21 protein-coding genes are annotated in these 19,030 nt (G+C 67.4%); 10 read left to right on the forward strand and 11 right to left on the reverse strand.

All coding sequences use genetic code 11. The features are described 5' to 3' along the window. Positions 1 to 219 precede the first annotated feature (219 nt). The 6 genes from P0D77_RS01020 (at position 220) to P0D77_RS01045 (ending at position 4,105) form a co-directional block, all read left to right on the forward strand. Positions 220 to 753: an inorganic diphosphatase gene (locus tag P0D77_RS01020; RefSeq protein ID WP_277554274.1), complete on the forward strand. Its 534-nt coding sequence runs from the start codon at positions 220 to 222 to the stop codon at positions 751 to 753. A gap of 127 nt (positions 754 to 880) precedes the next feature. Then, complete coding sequence (locus P0D77_RS01025) at positions 881 to 1,006, forward strand: hypothetical protein (RefSeq protein ID WP_277554275.1); 126 nt, start codon at positions 881 to 883, stop codon at positions 1,004 to 1,006. 143 nt (positions 1,007 to 1,149) lie between these two features. Next, positions 1,150 to 2,079 carry a rhomboid family intramembrane serine protease gene (locus P0D77_RS01030; protein WP_277554276.1) on the forward strand — a complete coding sequence of 310 codons (930 nt, stop codon included), beginning with the start codon at positions 1,150 to 1,152 and terminating at the stop codon, positions 2,077 to 2,079. A gap of 1 nt (position 2,080) precedes the next feature. After that, the gene (locus P0D77_RS01035; protein ID WP_277554277.1) at positions 2,081 to 2,890 is read left to right on the forward strand and encodes an endonuclease V; all 810 of its coding nucleotides are present in this window, start codon (positions 2,081 to 2,083) and stop codon (positions 2,888 to 2,890) included. A gap of 72 nt (positions 2,891 to 2,962) precedes the next feature. Beyond that, on the forward strand, positions 2,963 to 3,790 hold the full coding sequence (locus tag P0D77_RS01040; RefSeq protein WP_277554278.1) for an SDR family oxidoreductase: 828 nt from the start codon (positions 2,963 to 2,965) through the stop codon (positions 3,788 to 3,790). Positions 3,791 to 3,796: 6 nt separating this feature from the next. Then, complete coding sequence (locus tag P0D77_RS01045) at positions 3,797 to 4,105, forward strand: DUF8152 family protein (RefSeq protein WP_277554279.1); 309 nt, start codon at positions 3,797 to 3,799, stop codon at positions 4,103 to 4,105. Positions 4,106 to 4,120: 15 nt separating this feature from the next. On the opposite strand, the gene P0D77_RS01050 is transcribed toward P0D77_RS01045, so the two are convergent. The 3 genes from P0D77_RS01050 to P0D77_RS01060 all read right to left on the reverse strand — a co-directional run bounded on the left by P0D77_RS01050 (position 4,121) and on the right by P0D77_RS01060 (position 8,336). Then, positions 4,121 to 5,212 carry an ArsA family ATPase gene (locus tag P0D77_RS01050; protein ID WP_432764851.1) on the reverse strand — a complete coding sequence of 364 codons (1,092 nt, stop codon included), beginning with the start codon at positions 5,210 to 5,212 and terminating at the stop codon, positions 4,121 to 4,123. 183 nt (positions 5,213 to 5,395) lie between these two features. Beyond that, positions 5,396 to 7,186, reverse strand: coding sequence for a M3 family oligoendopeptidase (locus tag P0D77_RS01055; RefSeq protein ID WP_277554281.1), 1,791 nt, complete (start codon positions 7,184 to 7,186; stop codon positions 5,396 to 5,398). Between the two features lie 49 nt (positions 7,187 to 7,235). Beyond that, positions 7,236 to 8,336, reverse strand: a complete 1,101-nt coding sequence (locus tag P0D77_RS01060) for a pyridoxal phosphate-dependent aminotransferase (RefSeq protein ID WP_277554282.1) — start codon at positions 8,334 to 8,336, stop codon at positions 7,236 to 7,238. Positions 8,337 to 8,411: 75 nt separating this feature from the next. Between P0D77_RS01060 and P0D77_RS01065 the strand changes: the two genes are divergently transcribed. Both P0D77_RS01065 and P0D77_RS01070 read left to right on the forward strand, forming a co-directional pair. Beyond that, the gene (locus P0D77_RS01065) at positions 8,412 to 8,930 is read left to right on the forward strand and encodes a CinA family protein (protein WP_277554283.1); all 519 of its coding nucleotides are present in this window, start codon (positions 8,412 to 8,414) and stop codon (positions 8,928 to 8,930) included. Positions 8,931 to 9,009: 79 nt separating this feature from the next. After that, positions 9,010 to 9,516, forward strand: coding sequence for a metal-dependent hydrolase (locus P0D77_RS01070; RefSeq protein ID WP_277554284.1), 507 nt, complete (start codon positions 9,010 to 9,012; stop codon positions 9,514 to 9,516). A gap of 36 nt (positions 9,517 to 9,552) precedes the next feature. Here the strand turns inward: P0D77_RS01070 and P0D77_RS01075 are convergent, their stop codons facing one another. Continuing rightward, positions 9,553 to 10,314: a PHP-associated domain-containing protein gene (locus P0D77_RS01075; protein WP_277554285.1), complete on the reverse strand. Its 762-nt coding sequence runs from the start codon at positions 10,312 to 10,314 to the stop codon at positions 9,553 to 9,555. 91 nt (positions 10,315 to 10,405) lie between these two features. On the opposite strand from P0D77_RS01075, the gene P0D77_RS01080 reads away from it, so the two are divergent. After that, positions 10,406 to 10,702: a DUF7565 family protein gene (locus P0D77_RS01080; protein ID WP_277554286.1), complete on the forward strand. Its 297-nt coding sequence runs from the start codon at positions 10,406 to 10,408 to the stop codon at positions 10,700 to 10,702. Positions 10,703 to 10,757: 55 nt separating this feature from the next. On the opposite strand, the gene P0D77_RS01085 is transcribed toward P0D77_RS01080, so the two are convergent. From P0D77_RS01085 to P0D77_RS01115, 7 genes are all read right to left on the reverse strand, one after another. Further along, a complete protein-coding gene (locus P0D77_RS01085) occupies positions 10,758 to 11,213 on the reverse strand; it encodes a transcription elongation factor Spt5 (RefSeq protein ID WP_277554287.1) in 456 nt (151 codons plus the stop codon). A 1-nt stretch (position 11,214) separates the two neighbouring features. Continuing rightward, complete coding sequence (locus tag P0D77_RS01090; protein WP_277554288.1) at positions 11,215 to 11,388, reverse strand: protein translocase SEC61 complex subunit gamma; 174 nt, start codon at positions 11,386 to 11,388, stop codon at positions 11,215 to 11,217. Positions 11,389 to 11,586: 198 nt separating this feature from the next. Then, positions 11,587 to 12,774, reverse strand: a complete 1,188-nt coding sequence (gene ftsZ, locus P0D77_RS01095; protein WP_277554289.1) for a cell division protein FtsZ — start codon at positions 12,772 to 12,774, stop codon at positions 11,587 to 11,589. A gap of 152 nt (positions 12,775 to 12,926) precedes the next feature. Continuing rightward, a complete protein-coding gene (locus P0D77_RS01100; protein WP_277554290.1) occupies positions 12,927 to 14,324 on the reverse strand; it encodes a D-aminoacyl-tRNA deacylase in 1,398 nt (465 codons plus the stop codon). 55 nt (positions 14,325 to 14,379) lie between these two features. Beyond that, entirely contained in the window at positions 14,380 to 15,705 is a 1,326-nt protein-coding gene (locus tag P0D77_RS01105; RefSeq protein ID WP_277554292.1) for a calcium:cation antiporter family protein, read from the reverse strand. Positions 15,706 to 15,813: 108 nt separating this feature from the next. After that, positions 15,814 to 16,812 (reverse strand): calcium/sodium antiporter, encoded by a 999-nt coding sequence (locus tag P0D77_RS01110; protein WP_277554293.1) that lies wholly within the window; start codon positions 16,810 to 16,812, stop codon positions 15,814 to 15,816. 94 nt (positions 16,813 to 16,906) lie between these two features. Beyond that, on the reverse strand, positions 16,907 to 17,884 hold the full coding sequence (locus P0D77_RS01115) for a calcium/sodium antiporter (RefSeq protein ID WP_349770106.1): 978 nt from the start codon (positions 17,882 to 17,884) through the stop codon (positions 16,907 to 16,909). Between the two features lie 272 nt (positions 17,885 to 18,156). Between P0D77_RS01115 and P0D77_RS01120 the strand changes: the two genes are divergently transcribed. Next, positions 18,157 to 18,993 (forward strand): shikimate dehydrogenase, encoded by an 837-nt coding sequence (locus P0D77_RS01120; RefSeq protein ID WP_277554295.1) that lies wholly within the window; start codon positions 18,157 to 18,159, stop codon positions 18,991 to 18,993. Positions 18,994 to 19,030: the final 37 nt, after the last annotated feature.

Consider the following 19,030-nt stretch of genomic DNA (forward strand, 5'->3'; position numbering starts at 1 on the left):
TTCAGTCAGTACGGCGGCTGAGAAAGGTCATTACGGCGGTTCCGTCGTTCGATCGGACGTGCGGTTAGCAGCCGGCTAATTTGCCGGACACACGTCTTATCTATAAATACTTGTGCCAAATAGTTGCACGGTACAACGCCACATCAAGTCAACTCGGCAGCAGAACGGGTCACGTCGTCCCGAAAGGCCTTTGCTCGCGTTGGCGGAACCGTCGGACGCATGACGAACCTCTGGGAAGACCTCGAGACGGGCCCGAACGCCCCCGAAGAGATCTACGCCGTCGTCGAGTGTCTGAAGGGCGAACGCAACAAGTACGAGTACGACAAGGATATCCCCGGCGTCGTCCTCGACCGCGTCCTCCACTCGAACGTCCACTACCCCTCCGACTACGGCTTCATCCCGCAGTCGTACTACGACGACGAGGACCCGTTCGACGTGCTCGTCCTCGTCGAAGACCAGACGTTCCCCGGCTGTGTCATCGAGGCCCGCCCGGTCGCACTGATGAAGATGGACGACGACGGCGAACAGGACGACAAGGTCATCGCCGTCCCCACCGAGGACCCGCGCTTCGACCACATTCAGGACCTCGACGACATCCCGCAGCAGCAACTCGACGAGATAGACGAGTTCTTCGAGACGTACAAGAACCTCGAAGAGGGGAAGGAAGTCGAGACGCTCGGCTGGGAAGACAAGCAGGCTGCGATGGACGCCATCGAACACGCGCAGGACCTTTACGACGAGCAGTTCGCGTAACCCGCCGAACCTCCCGATTTTTGCCGCACGCGCCGACCCGATTAGCGCCGAACATACCCCGCTCCCCCCGGATGAGTTATGCGTATGGGTAATCTTTTGATGCTAACCCGGCAAGGTGGAGGTGAGTATGGCCGCCAAACAGCCCGCCGTCGGCATCAACCACCTGACCGTCGTTCCGACCAACGCGCCGTCGATAGACGAGGAGCGAGAGGCGGACGGCGACGACGCGGACGACGAGTCTCGCGACGAGTAGTCCAGTCGCTCGCTCGGTGGTTCCCCGACACCGCACACGCCGCCGCAACGACCGGTGACGACGCCCCGCAGGCCGCCGTCGGCTGTGCGTTCGACGCCCCGCTGAGGGGCAGGCATATAACCCGCGCGCGGTAAAGACGGGTAATGGCGAAGTGCTCGGAGTGTGGCGAGTACGAGAACCTCCCGTACCAGTGCAGACGGTGCGGGCAGTCGTTCTGTTCTGAACACCGACTCCCCGAGAATCACGAGTGTGCTGGCCTCAACGAGTGGAACGACCCGGGCGGGGTGTTCGACTCGGGATTCGACGACTCTGTAGAGAGTGGCAACTCTGGTGGCGTCGGCGCACGCGTCCGCTCCCGAATCGAGCGTGAGACGGGAACGGGCGGGATTATGGGAGCGTTCCGTGGGAACATGACGTACGTGTTCCTCGGACTGATGTGGATCACCTTCGCGGCCGAGTTCGTCGTGTTGTTCACGGCGGGCGGCGCCGCCTTCTCCAATATCTTCGTGCTCAGCACGGGTGCGCTGCAACAGGGATACGTCTGGACCATCGTCACGTCGATATTCTCCCACTCACCGGGGAGCTTCTTCCACATCGCGGGCAACTCCATCGCGCTGTACTTCTTCGGCCCCCTCGTCGAGCGATATCTCGGCTCTAAGCGGTTCACTGCGATGTTCATCATCACCGGCGCGGTCGCCGGCCTCGGACAGATCGGCGTCGGTGCCCTCCTCGGGGACCCAGTGACGGGCGTTCTCGGTGCGTCGGGGGCGATTATGGCGATCATGGGATTCCTCTCTATCGTCAACCCCAACCTCCGCGTGATGCTGCTCATCCCACCGATCCCACTCAGCATCCGCACGATCACCATCCTGTACGCCGGCCTGTCGCTGTTCGGCGTCGTCTCCGCCGGGAGCGTCATCCCCGGTGCGGGCGGCATCGCGCACGCGGCACACCTCTCGGGGCTCCTGTTAGGCGTCCTGTACGCGAACGTCGCCGACGGTCGCCGGAACGTCCCCAACCAGATTGGGAGCGGTGGCGGCGGACTCGGCGGCCCCGGACGCGGTCGCTTCTGAGATGCCGACGCCGGTCCGTCCCGAGTTTCTCCCCGATCCTGCACTCGACCGCACGGCGATGGAGGCACTCCAGCGCGACATCGCCGACGCCGCCAAGTTCACCGACGACCTCGACTTCGACGCCGACGCCGTCGGTCTCGACGCTGGCCAAGCGAGCCTGTCGCGTGACCCTGCATCGGACCCACCGCTCGTCGCGGGCGTCGACCAAGCGTTCCTCGACGACCGCGCGGTGTCTGCGGTCGTCGTGAGTCGCGGGAGCGAGGTGGTCGAACGAGCGTACGCCGTCACTGACCTCTCGATTCCGTACGTTCCGGGACTGCTCGCCTTCCGCGAGGGTGGTCCCATCGTCGACGCCCTCGCGCAACTGAACTGCGACCCCGACCTGTACGTTCTCGACGGCAGCGGCCGCATCCACTACCGGCAGGCGGGCATCGCCACCCACGTCGGCGTCCTGTTCGACACGCCGACCGTCGGCGTCGCGAAGAACCTGTTGTGCGGGACTCCGCGGGCGTCGACCGATGGACGGCCCGCAGGCTGGCGTACGCCGATCACCGTCGAAGACGGCGACCGCGTGGACGCGCCGCGGGGGACGACCATCGGCTACGCCTACCAGTCCAGACAGTACGACACGAACCCGATCATCAACCCGCTGTACGTGAGTCCCGGCCACCGCGTCTCCGCAGAGACTGCAGTCGAGTTGGTGGCGGCCCTCGGTGGCGAGTACAAACTCCCCGAACCGACCCGTCTCGCCGACGCCTACGCCGACGAGGCGAAGGCGGCGGTCGCAGACGACCGTGACGGCGACGCCTGACTCCGGGGAACCGGCCGACACTGCCATCGCGAGACGGCGGGAGTTAACTGCCGGGCCGTCTTGGACGGCGATATGACAAGAACCGTGCTCATCACGGGGTGCTCCTCGGGCATCGGCCGAGCGAGCGCTGAAGCGTTCCTCGACGAGGAGTGGACGGTGTACGCGACTGCGCGCAACCCCGCAGACATCGAGACGTTGGGCGAGCGCGAGAACTGCCGTATCGCCACGCTCGACGTGACCGACCAGGAGGACGTCGAACGCGTCGTCGACCGCATCCTCGACGAGGAGGGTCGCATCGACGCCCTCGTCAACAACGCGGGCTACGCACAGATGGGCCCCGTCGAGGAGGTGCCGACCGACGCCGTCCGCGACCAGTTTGCGGTGAACGTGTACGGCCCCCATCGCCTGATCCGTGAGGTCCTTCCGGCGATGCGCCGCCGCGAAGACGGCGCCATCGTGAACGTCTCCTCGGCGGCGGGCCGGGTCGCGTTCCCCGGCGGTGGGGCCTACTGCGGGTCGAAGTACGCGCTGGAGGCGATGAGCGACGCCCTCCGCAACGAGGTCCGCCAGTACGGCATCAGCGTCTCGCTCATCGAACCCGGGCCAGTCGACACCCAGTTCGACGACCGCGCCAGTTCCGAACTGGACGGCCTCGACCACACGGGCGCGTACGACTCCTTTTACGGCCTGTTCGAGGACTACGAGGCCGTCGGCAGCGGCGACGGCCTCGTCTCGGTGTCCCCCGAACGGGTCGCCGAGGACGTCGTCGACGCCGCGAGTTCGACGAAGCCGCCCGCCCGCTACCCCGTCGGCCCCCTCGCTAAGGTCGCCGAGGTCGGTCGACTCGTCCCCGCACGGTTCGCCGACTCGCTGTGGTCGCTCGCCTCGAAACTCACCTGATCGGCGATGACCGACGACGACCCCGACACCGAGACCGACGACCGCCTCGAACGACTCCACGACCACCTCGCGGCGACTGCCGAGCGCCCGGTCGCGCGATCTGCGAGCGCACACCTCGGCGAGGCAGAGGCAGTCGCCCGCGACCTCGTGCAGCGACCCGCCGACGCCGACACCGTGTGCGAGCGTGCCGGGCACATCATCAGACTCCTGCAGGAAGCCGGTGCCACCGAAGACGAGACCGCCGACGAACACGTCGCGGCGGCGCTGGAACTCGCTCGCGACCTCGCAGGCGACGACGACTCCGACCCGAGATAGCAGTCGTCGCGCGGCCTACGACAGACAGGCAGCGACGACGCGCAGGGCGGCCTCTCCACGCACTTCGTCGGCGAGCAACGGCACCCGTTTCACGTCGCGCCCGCGGTACAGATCCGTCGCCGCCGAGAGCGCGTTCTGCTGGACTTCCCACCGACGCTTGCAGAACTCACAGTCCTCCAAGTTCGGCGTGACGACCCACGAGGGGTCCACGTCGGGACCGAACTCCGCGACCTCGCGGGGGTCTTCCATCACGCGGTTGACGACGAGCGTGTTCACCGGGATGGAGAACTCGTCGAGCCGTGAGACCAGGCGCTCAGACTCCACGACGCTCATCTCCTCGGGCACCATCACCACGCGGAAGTCCGTCTTCGTGGGATCCTGCAGCGTCTCGCGCAGGCGAGTGATCCGCTCTTGGAGTTCGTCGAGGTCGGGTTCCTCGGGGCCGCCGTCGCCCATCCCGAACATCCCCTTCATCCCATCCATCATCCCGGAGAACTGCTGACGGAGTTTCGCGATCCGACCGACCATCGAGTCCAGCATCTCCGGCAGTTGCAGGAGGCGGAGCGTGTGGCCCGTCGGAGCGGTGTCGACGACGACGCGGTCGAACCGTGGGTCGTCGAGGTGCTCCAGCAGTTGGCGCATCGCCGCGGCCTCGTCCGCGCCGGGCATCGTCCCGCCGAGCATCCCGCCCATTGGTGAGTCACCCATCGCCTCGCCCATCCCGCCGAGGCCGCCGAGGGGATTCGCGTTCGCACCTGCGCCCGCGCCCTCAGCAGCGTCCGGGCCGCCCTCGCCGCCGACCGCGCCCTCACCGAACAGGCCCTCCTCCATCGCGGCGTCGGGGTCGATCTCGGCGGCGTACAGCGGCACGTCCTCGCGGATGCGCGACGGTCGCGCAGGAATCTTCGTGCCGAGTGTGTCCGACAGCGAGTGCGCTGGATCAGTCGAGACGACGAGTGTCGACACCCCGTCGTGGGCGCTCGCGAGCGCCGTCGCCGCCGCACACGTCGTCTTGCCGACGCCGCCTTTGCCGCCGTAGAGGACGTACTCGGGTGCGTTCGGCCCGTCGAGTCCGGCCGAACCGCGCATGTCGATAGTCGCACCCATTCGAGAGGGCTCCGGCGCGTCACCCGCGTCACCGTGGTCCGCAGGTTCGTCGGGGTCGTCTATCTCGTCGACGGCCTCCACGTCGATGTCGCTCATTGGAAGGGGGTGGGGGCGGCACGCTTGTCTATCCGTTGGTCCGCCAACGTCGGGATCGGGATGGATTCCGACGCCGACGGTCGGCGACTACTCTGCGGCCGCCACCGAGTCCAGCAGTCGGTCGACGCGTTCGGCGTACGCGCGGACGCCGCGCGCCACGGTCGCCTCGTCGGTGAAGTCGAGCGTCGGCGCGAACGCCTCGTTCGGGCGGACGCTCCGGCCGCGAGCGAGCATCTCCCGGTACTGCTCGGGCGTGAGGTCGTCCTCCCGGAGTGCCCGCGTGAGGCTCAACGCCCCCACGGACCCGACCGCGTAGAGGTACGCGTGATACGGGTCGCGCGAGCGGTCGATCTCTTGCCACCCCGCGCCCGTCCGCTCGTCCGGCGTGATCGGTTCGCGGACGGTGTCCACGAGGCTGCGGTGACGGTCGTCGAGGTCGTCCGGCCCGGGGTCGGCGCCGTCGGCGACGGCTCTGTGGAGGCCGTGTACGAATCGCGCGCCGCGTGCCGCCCGGTACGTCGGGAGTTTGTCGAGGAACACCGCCACCGCGTGGCGGGCGTCGGCCCCCTCCCAGGTCTCCGCGAGATAGTCGGCCACCAGCGTCTCGTGTACGAACGACGGCACCTCAGCGACGTGGTCCGGGATGGCCTGGTCGACCGGTCGCTGTTCGTCGCTTGCGAGCAGCCGGTGCATAACGTGGCCGAGTTCGTGCGCAAACAGGTAGAACGCACGGAGGCCACCGTCGTAGTTGAGCGCGACGAACGGGCCGTTCGCGACGGAGGTGAGCGCCATCGCCTTCGGTCCGCGCCGCTTGTTCGTGGTCGCGCGCACGTCGATCCGACGCTCGTCGAGCACCGACCGGAGTCGGTCGACGTACGCCGCTCCGAGCGGCGCGAGCGCCGCACACAGGAGATCAGTCGCCTCCTCGTAGGGCACCTCGGGCGGGTCGCCCGCCGCGAGCGGGACGTGGCGGTCCCACGGGCGGAGGTCGTCGCCCTCGACCACGCGGTCGCGGGCGGCCAGCAGGCGATGGTGTGGGTCGAGGCGGTCGAGGACGCCGTCGACGACCGTCTCGTAGGCGTCGACGGGGAACCGCCCCTCCAGTCGCATCGAGAGCGCCGAGTCGTATCCGCGGACCTCCGCGAGCCGCGTGTCGGCGCGGACACGTTCGACGTACGCGGCCGCCATCCCGTGTCTGTGGGTCGTGAGCGCCTCTCGGCGACGCTCGTACACCTCGCGGCGGAACGCGCGGTCGCGCGACTGCAACAGCCGCGAGACAGTGCCGGACGTGAGCGTCACCGAGTCGCCGTCCGGCGTCTCGACGGTCGGTGTCGCCACGTCGCCGTCGGTGATGGCGCGGGAGACGTCTGAGCCCGCCCGGAGGCTCGGGCCGACGGACGCGAGCGCCGACTCCGCCGCCGGCGACAGCGCGTGGTCGGCGCCCGCAAGCAGTCGGTCGAGATACGCCGCGAAGTCTGCCAGCCGTGGGGTCGACGCCACGAGGTCGTCCACGCGGTCACGGCCCGCCCGTCGCAGTTCCGGTTCCAGAAACGATAGCGCTTCGTCCATCGCGGCGTCCAACTCCCGGTAGCGGGCCTCTCGCTGGCGTGCCGCATCGTCGGTCGTGTCGACGTACGCGGTGAGCAGCGCGTACAGCCACAGTTCGCCGCGCCGGACGACGCGGAGATCCTCGACGAGTTCGAGCAGGTCCGCCAGCGTCTCGCCGGACTCGACGGCGCGGCCCTCGTAGGCCTCGAGGTCGTCGAGGCGTCGCTCGACGGCGTCCGCGGCGGCGTCCCAGTCGGCGGGGGAATCGAAGACGATGGAAGGATCCCACTTCTCGCCGGCGGGAACCTCGTCCCGGTGGGGAAGCGACATCGCCAGAGCGGTTCACGAACCGGCCTGAAAAGTGATCGGGGTACCCCGGTTACTCGAAGTAGTCCGTCAGCCGTGCGGCGGCCTCCTCGGCGCGCGGCGTGACGAGTGCGAAGCGGAGCCACTCGTCGCGCGCGGACCCGAACGTCTCGCCGGGCATTCCGGCGACGCCTGCCTCGTCGATGAGGCGCTTGGCGTTCGCCATCGTACCCGGGAAGCCGTCGAAGCGCGCGAGGACGTAGAACGCGCCCTCGGGTCGGGTGTACTCCGCGCCCGCGGCGTCGAGGGCGTCGGTGAACGTCTCGACACGGTCGGACAGCAATGCCCGCGCGTCGGCGTAGTAGTCGGCGTCCGTCTCCCTGAGCGCACGCAGTACCGCCACCTGCGGCGGCCGCGAGGTGGCGACGTTGACGAGCATATGCCGCGTCTTGGCATCGTCGACGAGCGAGTCGGGGAGGACCCCGTAGCCGACACGGAAGCCGGTGATCGCCATCGACTTCGAGTAGCCCGTGGTGACGACCACGCGATCCGATTCGAGCGTCAGCGCCGACTCGAACTCGCCGGTGAAGTCGAAGTGGTCGTACACCTCGTCGACGACGAGCGTCGCGTCCACCTCCTCGGCGATAGCCGCGAGTTCCCGCATCGTCTCGCGTGAGTACACCGCACCTGTCGGGTTGTTCGGCGTGTTCACGAGAATGAGGCTGGTGTCGTCGCTGGCGGCCGCGCGGAAGCGGTCGGGGTCGATGGAGCCGTCACGCTCGGTCGGCACGAGCGTCGCCTCCGCGTCGAGCAGGTCGACTTTCCCTGGGTAGTACGGGTAGACAGGGTCTGCGAGGAGTACCTCTGACCCCGCGTCACGGTCGAGCGCCGCCGCCATCGCGAGGTAGTTGGCCTCGCCCGTCCCGTTCGTGACGACGATGCGCTCGGGATCGACGTTTCGCCGGGCGGCGATCTCTTCGCGCAACTCGACCAGCCCCTCGCTCGGCGGGTACTGGAACTCGTCGGGCGTCGCGTCGGCGTACTCGCGGAGACCGTCGCGGAGTGCCGCGGGCGGTTCCCAGTCGGGGTTGCCCGACACCATATCCACCACATCTCGGTCGGCGGACGCGGCGTACTGCATCACGTGGAAGAACTGCGGGCGCTCGTAGGTCACGGCTTGTCAGCGATACTCTGGACGCGCGTTCCTTCACTCCCGCGGTCTTATTGTGTCGCCGCGTGTGCTGTGACTATGCGCGAGTTCGCCACCGACCCGCCCGTCGAGGAACGCGTCGGCGACGCCCTCCGCGACGTCGGCCACACCGTCGCGACCGCTGAGTCGTGTACCGGCGGCCTCGTCGGGTCGCTGTTGACCGACGTTCCGGGCTCCAGCGACTACTTCGACCGCTCGGTCGTCACGTACAGTTACGACGCGAAACTGACCGAACTGGCCGTTCCCAGAGAGTACCTCGACGAGGAGGGCGCAGTGTCGGAGCCTGTCGCCTGTTCGATGGCCCGCGGTGTCCGTGACACCGCCGGGACGAACTGGGGCGTCGCGACGACCGGAATCGCGGGGCCGGGCGGCGGAAGCGACGACAAGCCGGTCGGCACGGTGTTCATCGGCGTCGCCTCCCGCGGCGCGTGGGGAACACAGACGAGCGAGTGTACGGTCGAACGCTACGAGTTCGACGGGAGTCGCACGCAGATCAAAGAGCAGATCGCACGACAGGCGTTGGAGGACCTCCTCGACGCCGTCGAGGCACACGAGTAGCCACAGTCGGGGACCTGAGCGGGACGCCGCCTCGGACGAGGCCGAAACCGTTTGGTCGGTGCCGCGTCCACAGTCGCTCGTGAACAAGAAGGGCCACGTGCTGAACGCGGCACTCCTCGCGATCGGACTGGGCTACGTCCTCCAACCGTCGGGCGACGTGGAGACGTTCCGAACCATCGCGGAGTTGTCGGTGCCGATCGTACTCGGTGCGCTGTTTCCAGACGTCGACACCGCCTTCGGGAAACACCGCAAGACGCTGCACAATCTCCCCATCCTGGCGGTGTTTCTGGCGTATCCGCTGTACTTCGCGAACCTCCAGTACGTCTGGATCGGCGTCGCGACGCACTACCTCCTCGATATGGTCGGGAGCAAACGTGGAATCGCGCTGTTTTACCCCATCTCGAAGACGGAGTACGGCCTCCCGACCGGCGTGACGACCTCCAGCGACCGCGCCGACCTGCTCACGGTCGTCATCACGGGCGCGGAACTGGCGGCGCTGGCGGCCGTGCAGTTCTACCTGGTCGACCTGAACACGGGGGCACCGCGTGAGTCGGTCGCGACGATGCTCACGTCGCTCCCGTTCTGAGGCCACGGCACGAACGGCCGCACTCGACGTCGTGAGTCAGTAGACGGCGACGTCGTCGAACCGGCCGTCGTAGGCGATGTGGCGCGGGTGAGTCGCCTCCATCCCGGAGAGGAACAGGCGGTCGAGTTTCCCGTAGGAGTTCTCGTAGCCGAGGTGCGCGAACTCCGCGAGGCGTCGAAGCCGCGTCGCCGGGTCGGTGTGTTTCACGACCGAGCGCGCAGACCCCTCCTTTAGCGCCTCGACCAGCGCCGCCTCGCCGCGCACGTCGCCCTCGAACTCCGTCCACGCCGCACCGATGGTGCCGCGGAGGTGTGCGTACGACGACCCGAACGCCGGCAGGTCGAACGCCTCGGCGATACGAGTGCCGCGGTCGTTCTGGTACTCGAACAGTTTGGCGTTGTACGTCTCGACGGCGTCGATGCGGTCGCGGTAGGCGCTCACCTCCGCACGCGTCAGGCTGACGTTCATAAACTCCGGGTGCGGGACGAGGACGGCCGCACCCTGCCGCTCGAACTCCGCCAGCGCCGCCTCGAACGTGATGAAGTCGGGGACGGGGTCGGAGAGGCCGACGGCCAAGAGGTGGCGACGATTTCCCCAGTCGCCGGTGAACACCTCTCGCGCCGGGACGACCGTCACCTCGTCGGTGGAGTACCGCTCGGCGCGGTCACGTATCTCGGAGAGGCGCGTGAAGTGCGGGGCGTACACCAGCGTGTCGATGCCCGACTCGCGGGCGCGGTCGACGACGCGCTCGTCGAGCACTTTCACGTGCGGGTCGACCCGCGTCCGTCCTGCGGTCACACTCGTCGAGTCACTCGGATCGGGGTTAGGGATTCCGTTTCCCCGTCGTCCCACGGGAACGCTTATACAGGTTCCTCGTCTGCGTCCGGGTATGTCACGGTGGGCCTGTGGGCTCAAGGGGTGCGACGCCGCGTTCGACACCGTCGAGGACGCCGTCGTCCACCAGACGACCGCACACGAACGCCACGAGTGTCAGGTGTGCGGCACCGTCGTCCCCGACGGCTACTTCGCTATCCGGCACGCCTTCGAGGAACACACCCGCGCGGAGTTCGTTCGCGCGTACGACGCCGACTCCGACGCCGTCCGCGAGCGTGAGGCGATCAAATCCGAGATCGAAGACACCGCCGACCTCCAATCGATCGTCGACCGCATCGACGGCACAGTGTAGACGGTCGCACGGCTAGTCGACGCGAACTGCGAGAGAACGGAGCGTCGTGAGCGCGTTAGCGCTCGTCGCTATCGAGCACGCGGATCTGGTCGCCGCGCACCGTCACCGGAATCGGGACGGTCGCCTCGTACAGTTCGACCGTCACCTGGTCTTTGCCCTCGTCGATGCGCTGGACCTGCGCCTTCTCGCCTTTGAACGGGCCGGCGATGAGTTCGACGATGTCGCCCTCGGCGATCCCCTCGACGTCGGGCGTCGGCGACAGGAAGTGCTCGACTTCCGACATCGACGAGCGCCCGGCTTCTCCGCCCGGCCCCTCGACGAGACCGCGGGCGTGGGGAACTTCCTCCAGCACACGCCGGATCGACGCGTCGTCGTCGGCTTCGACCATCACGTAACTCGTGAGTTGGTCGGGCGCGAGGACAGCGTGAATGTCCGGCATCTCCTTGCTGGCGATCATATCGGCGACGGTGCGCTCCTGGCTGGCCGTCGTCTTCACCGAGTAGATGGGCAACTCAGATCCCTCCCGTGAACACCGTCATGATCGCGAAGATCACGAACCCGAGGAAGCCGACGAGGAAGATGCCCGCGCCGGCGATCTTGGAGATCTGGGAGAACTCCTCCCAAGAGGGCGTGCTCGCCAGTTTGAGCACCCTGACGTAGCTTGTCAGGTCGTACTTGACATCCATATCGATCCGACGTACTTCGCCACACCTTCTATATCTGTTGCTCCGCGACGCGGGCGACAGACGCCGCCTCGCGCCCGGAGACGAGCGACGGCGGCGCTACTGGTCGCGCGAATCGAGAAAGGGCGGTGCGTCACCGCGGGACTCCGTCGACGGCGACGAGCGGGGACCGACACCGACGGTCGAGTGCGGCCGAGGCGATTACTCGACGTAGTCGATGTCTTCGAGACGGTCGCCCGCGGCCGCCTGTGCGGCCTCGTTGCGACCGTAGATCTGCGGCGACTCGACGCCCGTGACGACGATCATCGTGCGCATCTGCCCCTCCAGTTCCTCGTCGATGGAGGTGCCCCAGATGATCCGTGCGTCGGGGTCGATCCGGTCGTAAATCTCCTCGACGACGCCCTCCGCCTCCTCGATAGACATGTCCGAGCCACCGGTGACGTTCACGAGCGCGGAGTTCGCGCCGGAGATGTCCACGTCGAGCAACGGCGAGCGCAGCGCCGACTGGACGGACTCTTGGGCTTTCGTGTCCGAATCGGACTCCCCGAGGCCGATCATCGCGACGCCACCTTTCTCCATCACGGTGCGAACGTCGGCGAAGTCGAGGTTGACGAGGCCGGGCTTGGTGATCAGTTCCGTGATGCCCTTGACCGAGCGCATCAGCACCTCGTCGGAAATCTTGAACGCCTGCCGGACCGGCAGTTTGCCGACGGCGTCGAGGAGGCGGTCGTTGGGGACGACGATCACGGTGTCGGCCACGTCGCGGAGGCGTTCGAGGCCGGCCTCCGCGTTCGTTCGGCGAACCTCGCCCTCGGCGGTGAACGGCGTCGTGACGATGGCGATGGTGAGCGCACCGATCTCACGCGCGGCCTTCGCGACGACGGGCGCGGAGCCAGTGCCGGTGCCGCCGCCGAGTCCGGCGGTGACGAACACCATGTCCGAGCCGTCGAGCGATTCGCGGATTTCCGACTGCGACTCGATAGCCGCCTCCTCGCCGACCTGCGGGAGCGACCCCGCGCCGCGGCCCTGGGTCTTCTCTTGCCCCATCAGGATCTTCGTGTCGGCCTCGATGTTGACGAGGTGTTGCACGTCGGTGTTGGCCGCCACGAGCGTCGCGCCGTGGATGCCTTCCTCGGCCATCCGGTTGACCGTGTTGCCACCGGCACCGCCACAGCCGACGACGGTGATGTTCGTCTGGAGGTCTTTCAGAACGTCTTGCAGTTCCTCGTCGGTCATCTTCCCCGAGCGCGGAGTGTCGCCCCCCGACGACTCCGAGGAACCCGTTCCCGCGGCGTCGGTGGTGTCCGTGGGCGTGGCAGCACCGTTCTGCTCCACGTCCCCGGCCTCCTCCTCGGCCTCGTTGATCGCGTCCTCAACGATGGAGTCCATAGGTATGAGGGGCCGTTGCCGACGGAGCGTTATTATCCTTCCCCCTCACGTCTTACGTCTGTCAGACGCCCAGTTTTGCCGTGAGTCAGCGGTTGAGTCGCCGCAGTCTGCCACTCACCCACACAATCGCTCGGTAGCGGCCCGTAGTAGTGTCAGATTACAAATTCTTCTTCCCGCTCGCTGGAGACGGTCTCGGGTCGGATCGTCTGACCGTTGACTTCGACCGCCTCGCCCGCCGAGAGCGCCCCGAACTTCGGCCCCTCTGGGACGCCGAGCGTCGCCGCCAGCGAGGGGTCGAACGACTCCACGCGCGCGACGACACGGTCGCCCTCGCGTGTCACGTCGTCGTACTTCTCGCGCAGGACGCCCGCAAGCGCCGCCACGAGGTCGTCGTAGGCATCGTCTACGTCGCCCGCGGCGTCCGCCAGAAGCGCCGCCCGCCTCGCCGCGCGCGTCCCGGCCTGGTCCGTCTCGAAGGCGACAGCGTGAGCCTCGACGGCCGCGCGCGTCGCCTCGGCGTCGATGCCCTGCGCCTCCGCGAGGAGTGCCGCCGGGAACTCGACGACGCGATAGGCGTCAGTCGGGTCGTCCGACCCCTCGATGTCGTCCGCCCACTGACCGAATCGCAGTCCCTCATCGACAGTCGAGAGGTCGGCTTCGAGGGCGTCGACGAGCGCCAGCGGTCGGTCGTCGACCGTCCGCACCCACGTCTCGCTGACCACCCGCACGTCGCGGGCGGCCAGTGCCTCCCGCAGCGACGGGTACTCGCCCTCGACGAGTGCGAGTGACGCGTCGCTCGCCTCGATGACGCCGTCGAGCACTTCACCCTGCTCTTGGGGATGGCCTAGTTCTTCCAGTTGCCAGTCGGAGGCGATGTGGCCGACGCCCCACGCTGTCTCGCGGAGCACGCGTTCGAACCGGGGGGCGTAGTGGCCGCCGCCGAATCCGACGACGTGGCGAGGGCGGTCGGGGTCGCCGACGGCGACGGTCGCCCCGCGGTCGGGGAGGTCCACCACCGCCTGCGCGACCGCCGTCGCACCGTCGGGGTCGTCCCACTGCGCTTCGTCGCTGCCGAGTTCCGCGAACACGCCCGGAACGGTCAGTTCCGTCGGCCCGTGGTGAGTACCCTCGATTGCGACGCCGTACCCCTCGGGCGCGTGTTCGTCGAACCCGGCGACGAGCGCTCGCTGGACGCCCGGACAAGCAGGCGCGAACCGTCCCGACTTGCCGCCGTACTCGGCGTCGCCGAAGTTGCCCGTGAAGTGGCAGGTGAGGAGGGGGCCGGTGTCGCCCGAGTGCCGGGAGACGAACACGAGGTAGTCGGGACGCTCGGAGAAGGCGGGCGTCGGGTCGTCCAGTCGGATGTGGAGGCCGTCGAACGATCGCAGTTCGAGACGCTCGCCCGCACGGTCGAGCGTGTGGTAGGTGCCGCCGCCGTCGGCGTCCGGGCGGTCGTCGTCGGTGCGTTCGGTCCAGTCCGCGAGGTCCAGCAGTCGCTCGGCGATGTGGGTCGAGGCGCGGTCCGCGCGGGAGACGACGATACCGATCACTGGCGAGGAGTAGCGGAACGAGAGACGAATACGCGTCGGTTTGGACGCGACCGACTCAGTCGGCCGGTTGCTCGGACTCGCGGCCGACAGCGTCGCTGACGGTCGACCCGGTCAGCGACGCCACGGTCTTGATCTCCGAGCGCCGCGCGATGAGCAGACCCGCCGACAAGACGAGGTACAGAACGGTGAACGCCTGCAACAGGATGATCGAGTTGGCCTCGGCGGCCGCCTCCGTCATCGTCCGGATGAAGTAGAACTCGATGAGCACCTGCGAGAGGAACAGCGAGAGCAGCAACAGCGCCTCCCGGACGGAGATTGTGAAGTTGACCAACACCGCCAGCGCGAAGAACGACTGAGCGGCCGTGATCCAGATCTCTGCGGCCTGCTTCTCGTCGAACATCAGGACGCCGTACTGCCCCAGCGAGATGCTGTAGACGACGACGAGCGTGCCGATGAGCAGCGTCCACTGGTTGAGTTTCGAGGAGATGAGCGCGTTGAACGCCGCCGTCGACCGCGCCTTGTTCACGAGGTAGGCGGTGACGATGAGTTCGGGGCTCTCACTCGCCAGCGGCGCGATCCACTGGATCATGAAGAACTCGGGGATACCAAACTGCAGACCGAGTGCCTCCAGTCCGTGCGCGAACGGTTCGACGGCGGTGAAGATGAGTAGGCCGGAGTAGCCGAACAGCGCCAACACAGAGAGGACGCGAACCGGTTTGGCGCGTTGCTGGAGGTACGCCGGGACGCCCACCTGTTCTTCCACCTCCTCGACGTCGCCGCGGACGATGACGAGGATGTACGCGACGTACAGGCCGACGAGAAACAGCGTGTCGATAGCGCCGATACCGCCGCCGAGTGGGACGAAGAAGGCGTAGATGGTGGCGAAGAACAGGAACGTGACTTCGAGCGCGATGTCGCGGTCGAGACTGACGTAGTCGCCGAGGAAACTGCCCGTCTTAGTGACGTTCGGGTCGTCGCCCTTCTTGTACGCCTGATACACGGAGAACAGCGCGATGCCGGACCAGCCGATACCGATGAGGATGCGGTTCGCGCCAGTCATATTCGCGACCGCGAGGTTGCTGGCGGCGGCGTCACCCTGCCCGGCTTGCCACGCGTACAGGGCGTCGACGGCGTATTCGGGAGCGACCGCGAGTACCGCGAGCACCGCAATAGCGAACGCACGCGGGACGTCTTTCTCTGCGGTCTCTGCGCCCCACGCGAGCAAGAACGACGCACCGAGGACCGCGACACCAGCGACGGTGACAGTGGTCAACACGGAGAACCCCTCGTTCGCCCCGGTCAGCCAGGACAGGATCCAGGGGAGTGTCAGCAACACCCCACCAGCGAGTCCCAACAGCGGGTGGCGAAGGCGTGAACTCATTACCGGCACGATGCCAGCGGCGACGCCTTACTCTTGCGCTTCGGTCCGACTGCCGAAATCAGCTGACAGAAGCGAACTCGCGCGTGTCGAGGCGCTACCTCCCGTCGATCAGGGCAACAGCAAGTAGAAGAACACGAGGTAGCCGCCGAGCAACACGGCCCCGTCGAGGCGGCCCACCTTCCCGCCGCGGGCCATCACCGCGATGGCGGCGACGGTGAACGCGATGAGCGCCGGGAAGTCGAACGACTCGACGCTGATGGAGACGAACATCGGTGCGATGACCGCCACCAGTCCGAGGACGGCGAGGACGTTGTAGATGTTCGACCCGACGACGTTTCCGATCGAGAAGTCCGCCTGTCCACGCAGCGCCGCGACGACGCTGGCGGCGAACTCCGGCAGCGACGTGCCGAACGCCAACACCGTCAGACCGACGAGTCGCTGGGTGAAGCCGAACTGGTAGAGGATCGACCGTCCGCTGTCGATGAGCCATCGTGATCCCAGGAACAAGAACGCCAATCCGACGAGGAGGAAGGCGACGTGACGAACCGATAGTCCGGAGGCGTCGACATCCGGCATCTCCTCGACGACGCCGCCGTCGGTGACGGCTCCGGACTCGTCGACTGCGGCGGCGTCGCCGGTCGCGTCGCGGTACAGGACGTACGTGAACGCCGCGAGAACGAGCAGGAACACCGCACCTTCGGCGCGGTTGATGATCCCGTTGCGGCCGAACACGACGAGCAACACCGCCGCCAGCGCCATAAACGGGACGTGCCGACGGACCACGTCGGACGACACCGACAGCGGACGCAACAGCGCAGAGACCCCGAGGACCAACCCGATGTTGGCGATGTTGGAGCCGACGATGGCCCCCAATCCGAGTTGCGAGTCGCCCTCGACTCCAGTGAGAACGCCGATGAACAGTTCGGGCGCCGTGGTGGCGAACGCGACCACCGTCACGCCGACGAGCGCCGCGTGGATTCCGACGCCGAGCGCCAGCCCGGTCGCACCCTTCACGAGCGCCTCCGCGCCGAGATACAAGAACACGACTCCCAACAACAGGAACAGACCGTGTTCCGAGAGAAGTGCGTCAATCAGTTGGAACAGCATCGCTCGCTCGGTTCTGTCTGCCGTACTTAAACGCGTGCGTCTAAATATCGCTATTGAGGAGTAGAGAGCGAGTTCGCCCGTCGCCGCGGGCGAGTCACACGAGCGTCATCATGTACCCGGCGTAGCCGACGAGGAGGCCGAGGCCAGCGAGGCGTCCGACCCGCCCGCGGACCACGAGGAGGAGTCCACAAACGGCGGTGGCCACCACGAGTGCTGGGAAGTCGGTGGCGACAACTTCCGACGGGACACGGATGGGCGAGACGAGCGTCAGGACGCCCAGCACCGCGAGGACGTTATAGATGTTCGACCCGACGACGTTACCGACAGAGAAGTCTGCCTCGCCCCGGACTGCGGAGACGAGACTGGCGGCCAGTTCCGGCAGCGACGTGCCGAGTGCGAGGACCGTGACGCCGACGAGGCGGTCGGAGCCACCGAGCAGGTACAGCGCAGCCGTCCCGCCCTCGACGAGGCGGCGTGCTCCGACGAGGAGAAAGCCGAGGCCGACCGCGAGAAACAGGAGGTCGCGGGCACTGATAGCGGTCAGGCGAGCCGCCGGTGTCGTGGCCGCGGTGCCGCCGTCGGTCGCGACTGCGTCGTCCCCAGCGGACGACTCTTCGCTATCGGGAACACCCCGGAGGAGGACGACCGTGAACCCTCCGAGCGCGAGCAACAGGAGGCCACCGTCGAGCGCGCTCAGCGTGCCGTCGAGGCCGAGACCGACCAACAACAGCGCCGCGAGCGCCATGAACGGGAGGTGCCGACGGACCGTCTCACGGGAGACGACGAGCGGCCGGACGAGTGCCGAGAGGCCGAGGACGAGACCGATGTTGGCGACGTTCGACCCGATGACCGCGCCGAGACCGATGGTCGTCGTCTTCTCGACGGCACCGACGAGGGCGACGAACAGTTCGGGCGCCGTGGTGGCGAACGCGACCACCGTCACTCCGGCGACGGCCGCACGAACGCCGACGTCCGTCGCCAGCCCCTTCGCCCCCTTCACCAGCGACTCCGCGCCGAGATACAGGAGGACGACGCCGACGAGCAACGAGATGCCCGCGCCGTTGCTCTTCAACGCGAGCCAGATCCACCGTGGATCCGTCTTCAACGCCAGCGGCGCAGAGGGAGTCGGGACGGCGGCCCCGAGGAGACTGCCGATCGAAACAGGATCGAAAGATGCGAACACAATTGCCGGTCAGCGGATCGATCTGTTAACTCTGTCTGTGTGAATTTCAGTCGAGAGAGCCACACTACGTAGTTTTCTGTGACAAACGTTCACAGCGATAGCGGGCAGGACCACGTACCGTCGTCTCCCGGACTTATCCCACGCGGTCGAGAAGTGCGCGTATGGACGTCTACGGACTCATCGGGAACCCAGTCGGCCACTCGCTGTCGCCGCCGATGCACGAGGCGGCGTACGAAGAATTGGGGCTGGACGCGCGATATGTCACCTTCGAACCCGCTCCCGACGCGGGCGCAGAAGCCGTCACCGCCGCGAAGTCGCTCGGTGTCGCGGGGCTGAACGTGACGGTGCCGTTCAAGCAGGACGTACTCGAAGCGGTCGACCCCGACGACCTCGCAGCTGAGGTGGGTGCCGTCAACACCGTCGACCTCCGGACGGACCCGCCGAGCGGGTACAACACCGACGTGGCGGGAGTCCAGCGAGCGTTCGACCACCACGGCGTCGACCGCGAGGGCGCGTCGGCCGTCGTCGTCGGCGCGGGTGGTGCGGGGCGGGCGGCCGCGTTCGCCCTCGCGGAGTCGTCGGTGACGCTCCACATCGCGAACCGGACGGCGGAGAAGGCGACGTCGCTCGCGGAAGCGGTGCGGTCCTCGATCGGGGACGACCTCGACACACCGACGACGGTGACAGCGGGCGGCTTAGACTCGCTGGCGGAGACGGTCCCGACTGCCGATGTGCTGGTGAACGCGACGACCGTCGGGATGGAGTCCGACGAGACGCCCATCCCCGCTGATCTCTTGCACGGCAACCTCGCGGTGTTGGACGCGGTGTACGCGCCGTTGGAGACCCGCCTCCTTCGCGACGCCGCGGCGGCGGGTGCGACGACCGTCGACGGCGCGTGGATGCTGTTGTTTCAGGGCGTTGAGGCGTTCGAGCGGTGGACTGGGGAGGAGGCGCCGGTGGCGGTGATGAACGAGGCGCTTCGCGAACACTTGGAGTGAACGGAGGGTATCAGCGGGCCTTCAGCCTGTTTTCTGG

It is taken from the genome of Halobaculum limi (assembly GCF_029490015.1).
Classification (GTDB): Archaea; Halobacteriota; Halobacteria; order Halobacteriales; family Haloferacaceae; genus Halobaculum; species Halobaculum limi.

What these genes read in the sequence shown, in the direction of transcription:
- P0D77_RS01020 (WP_277554274.1), top strand. Translation starts at nt 220, where the DNA reads ATGACGAACCTCTGGGAAGACCTCGAGACGGGCCCGAACGCCCCCGAA.
- P0D77_RS01025 (WP_277554275.1), top strand. Translation starts at nt 881, where the DNA reads ATGGCCGCCAAACAGCCCGCCGTCGGCATCAACCACCTGACCGTCGTT.
- P0D77_RS01030 (WP_277554276.1), top strand. Translation starts at nt 1,150, where the DNA reads ATGGCGAAGTGCTCGGAGTGTGGCGAGTACGAGAACCTCCCGTACCAG.
- P0D77_RS01035 (WP_277554277.1), top strand. Translation starts at nt 2,081, where the DNA reads ATGCCGACGCCGGTCCGTCCCGAGTTTCTCCCCGATCCTGCACTCGAC.
- P0D77_RS01040 (WP_277554278.1), top strand. Translation starts at nt 2,963, where the DNA reads ATGACAAGAACCGTGCTCATCACGGGGTGCTCCTCGGGCATCGGCCGA.
- P0D77_RS01045 (WP_277554279.1), top strand. Translation starts at nt 3,797, where the DNA reads ATGACCGACGACGACCCCGACACCGAGACCGACGACCGCCTCGAACGA.
- P0D77_RS01050 (WP_432764851.1), bottom strand. Translation starts at nt 5,212, where the DNA reads ATGGGTGCGACTATCGACATGCGCGGTTCGGCCGGACTCGACGGGCCG.
- P0D77_RS01055 (WP_277554281.1), bottom strand. Translation starts at nt 7,186, where the DNA reads ATGTCGCTTCCCCACCGGGACGAGGTTCCCGCCGGCGAGAAGTGGGAT.
- P0D77_RS01065 (WP_277554283.1), top strand. Translation starts at nt 8,412, where the DNA reads ATGCGCGAGTTCGCCACCGACCCGCCCGTCGAGGAACGCGTCGGCGAC.
- P0D77_RS01080 (WP_277554286.1), top strand. Translation starts at nt 10,406, where the DNA reads ATGTCACGGTGGGCCTGTGGGCTCAAGGGGTGCGACGCCGCGTTCGAC.
- P0D77_RS01090 (WP_277554288.1), bottom strand. Translation starts at nt 11,388, where the DNA reads ATGGATGTCAAGTACGACCTGACAAGCTACGTCAGGGTGCTCAAACTG.
- ftsZ (WP_277554289.1), bottom strand. Translation starts at nt 12,774, where the DNA reads ATGGACTCCATCGTTGAGGACGCGATCAACGAGGCCGAGGAGGAGGCC.
- P0D77_RS01105 (WP_277554292.1), bottom strand. Translation starts at nt 15,705, where the DNA reads ATGAGTTCACGCCTTCGCCACCCGCTGTTGGGACTCGCTGGTGGGGTG.
- P0D77_RS01110 (WP_277554293.1), bottom strand. Translation starts at nt 16,812, where the DNA reads ATGCTGTTCCAACTGATTGACGCACTTCTCTCGGAACACGGTCTGTTC.
- P0D77_RS01120 (WP_277554295.1), top strand. Translation starts at nt 18,157, where the DNA reads ATGGACGTCTACGGACTCATCGGGAACCCAGTCGGCCACTCGCTGTCG.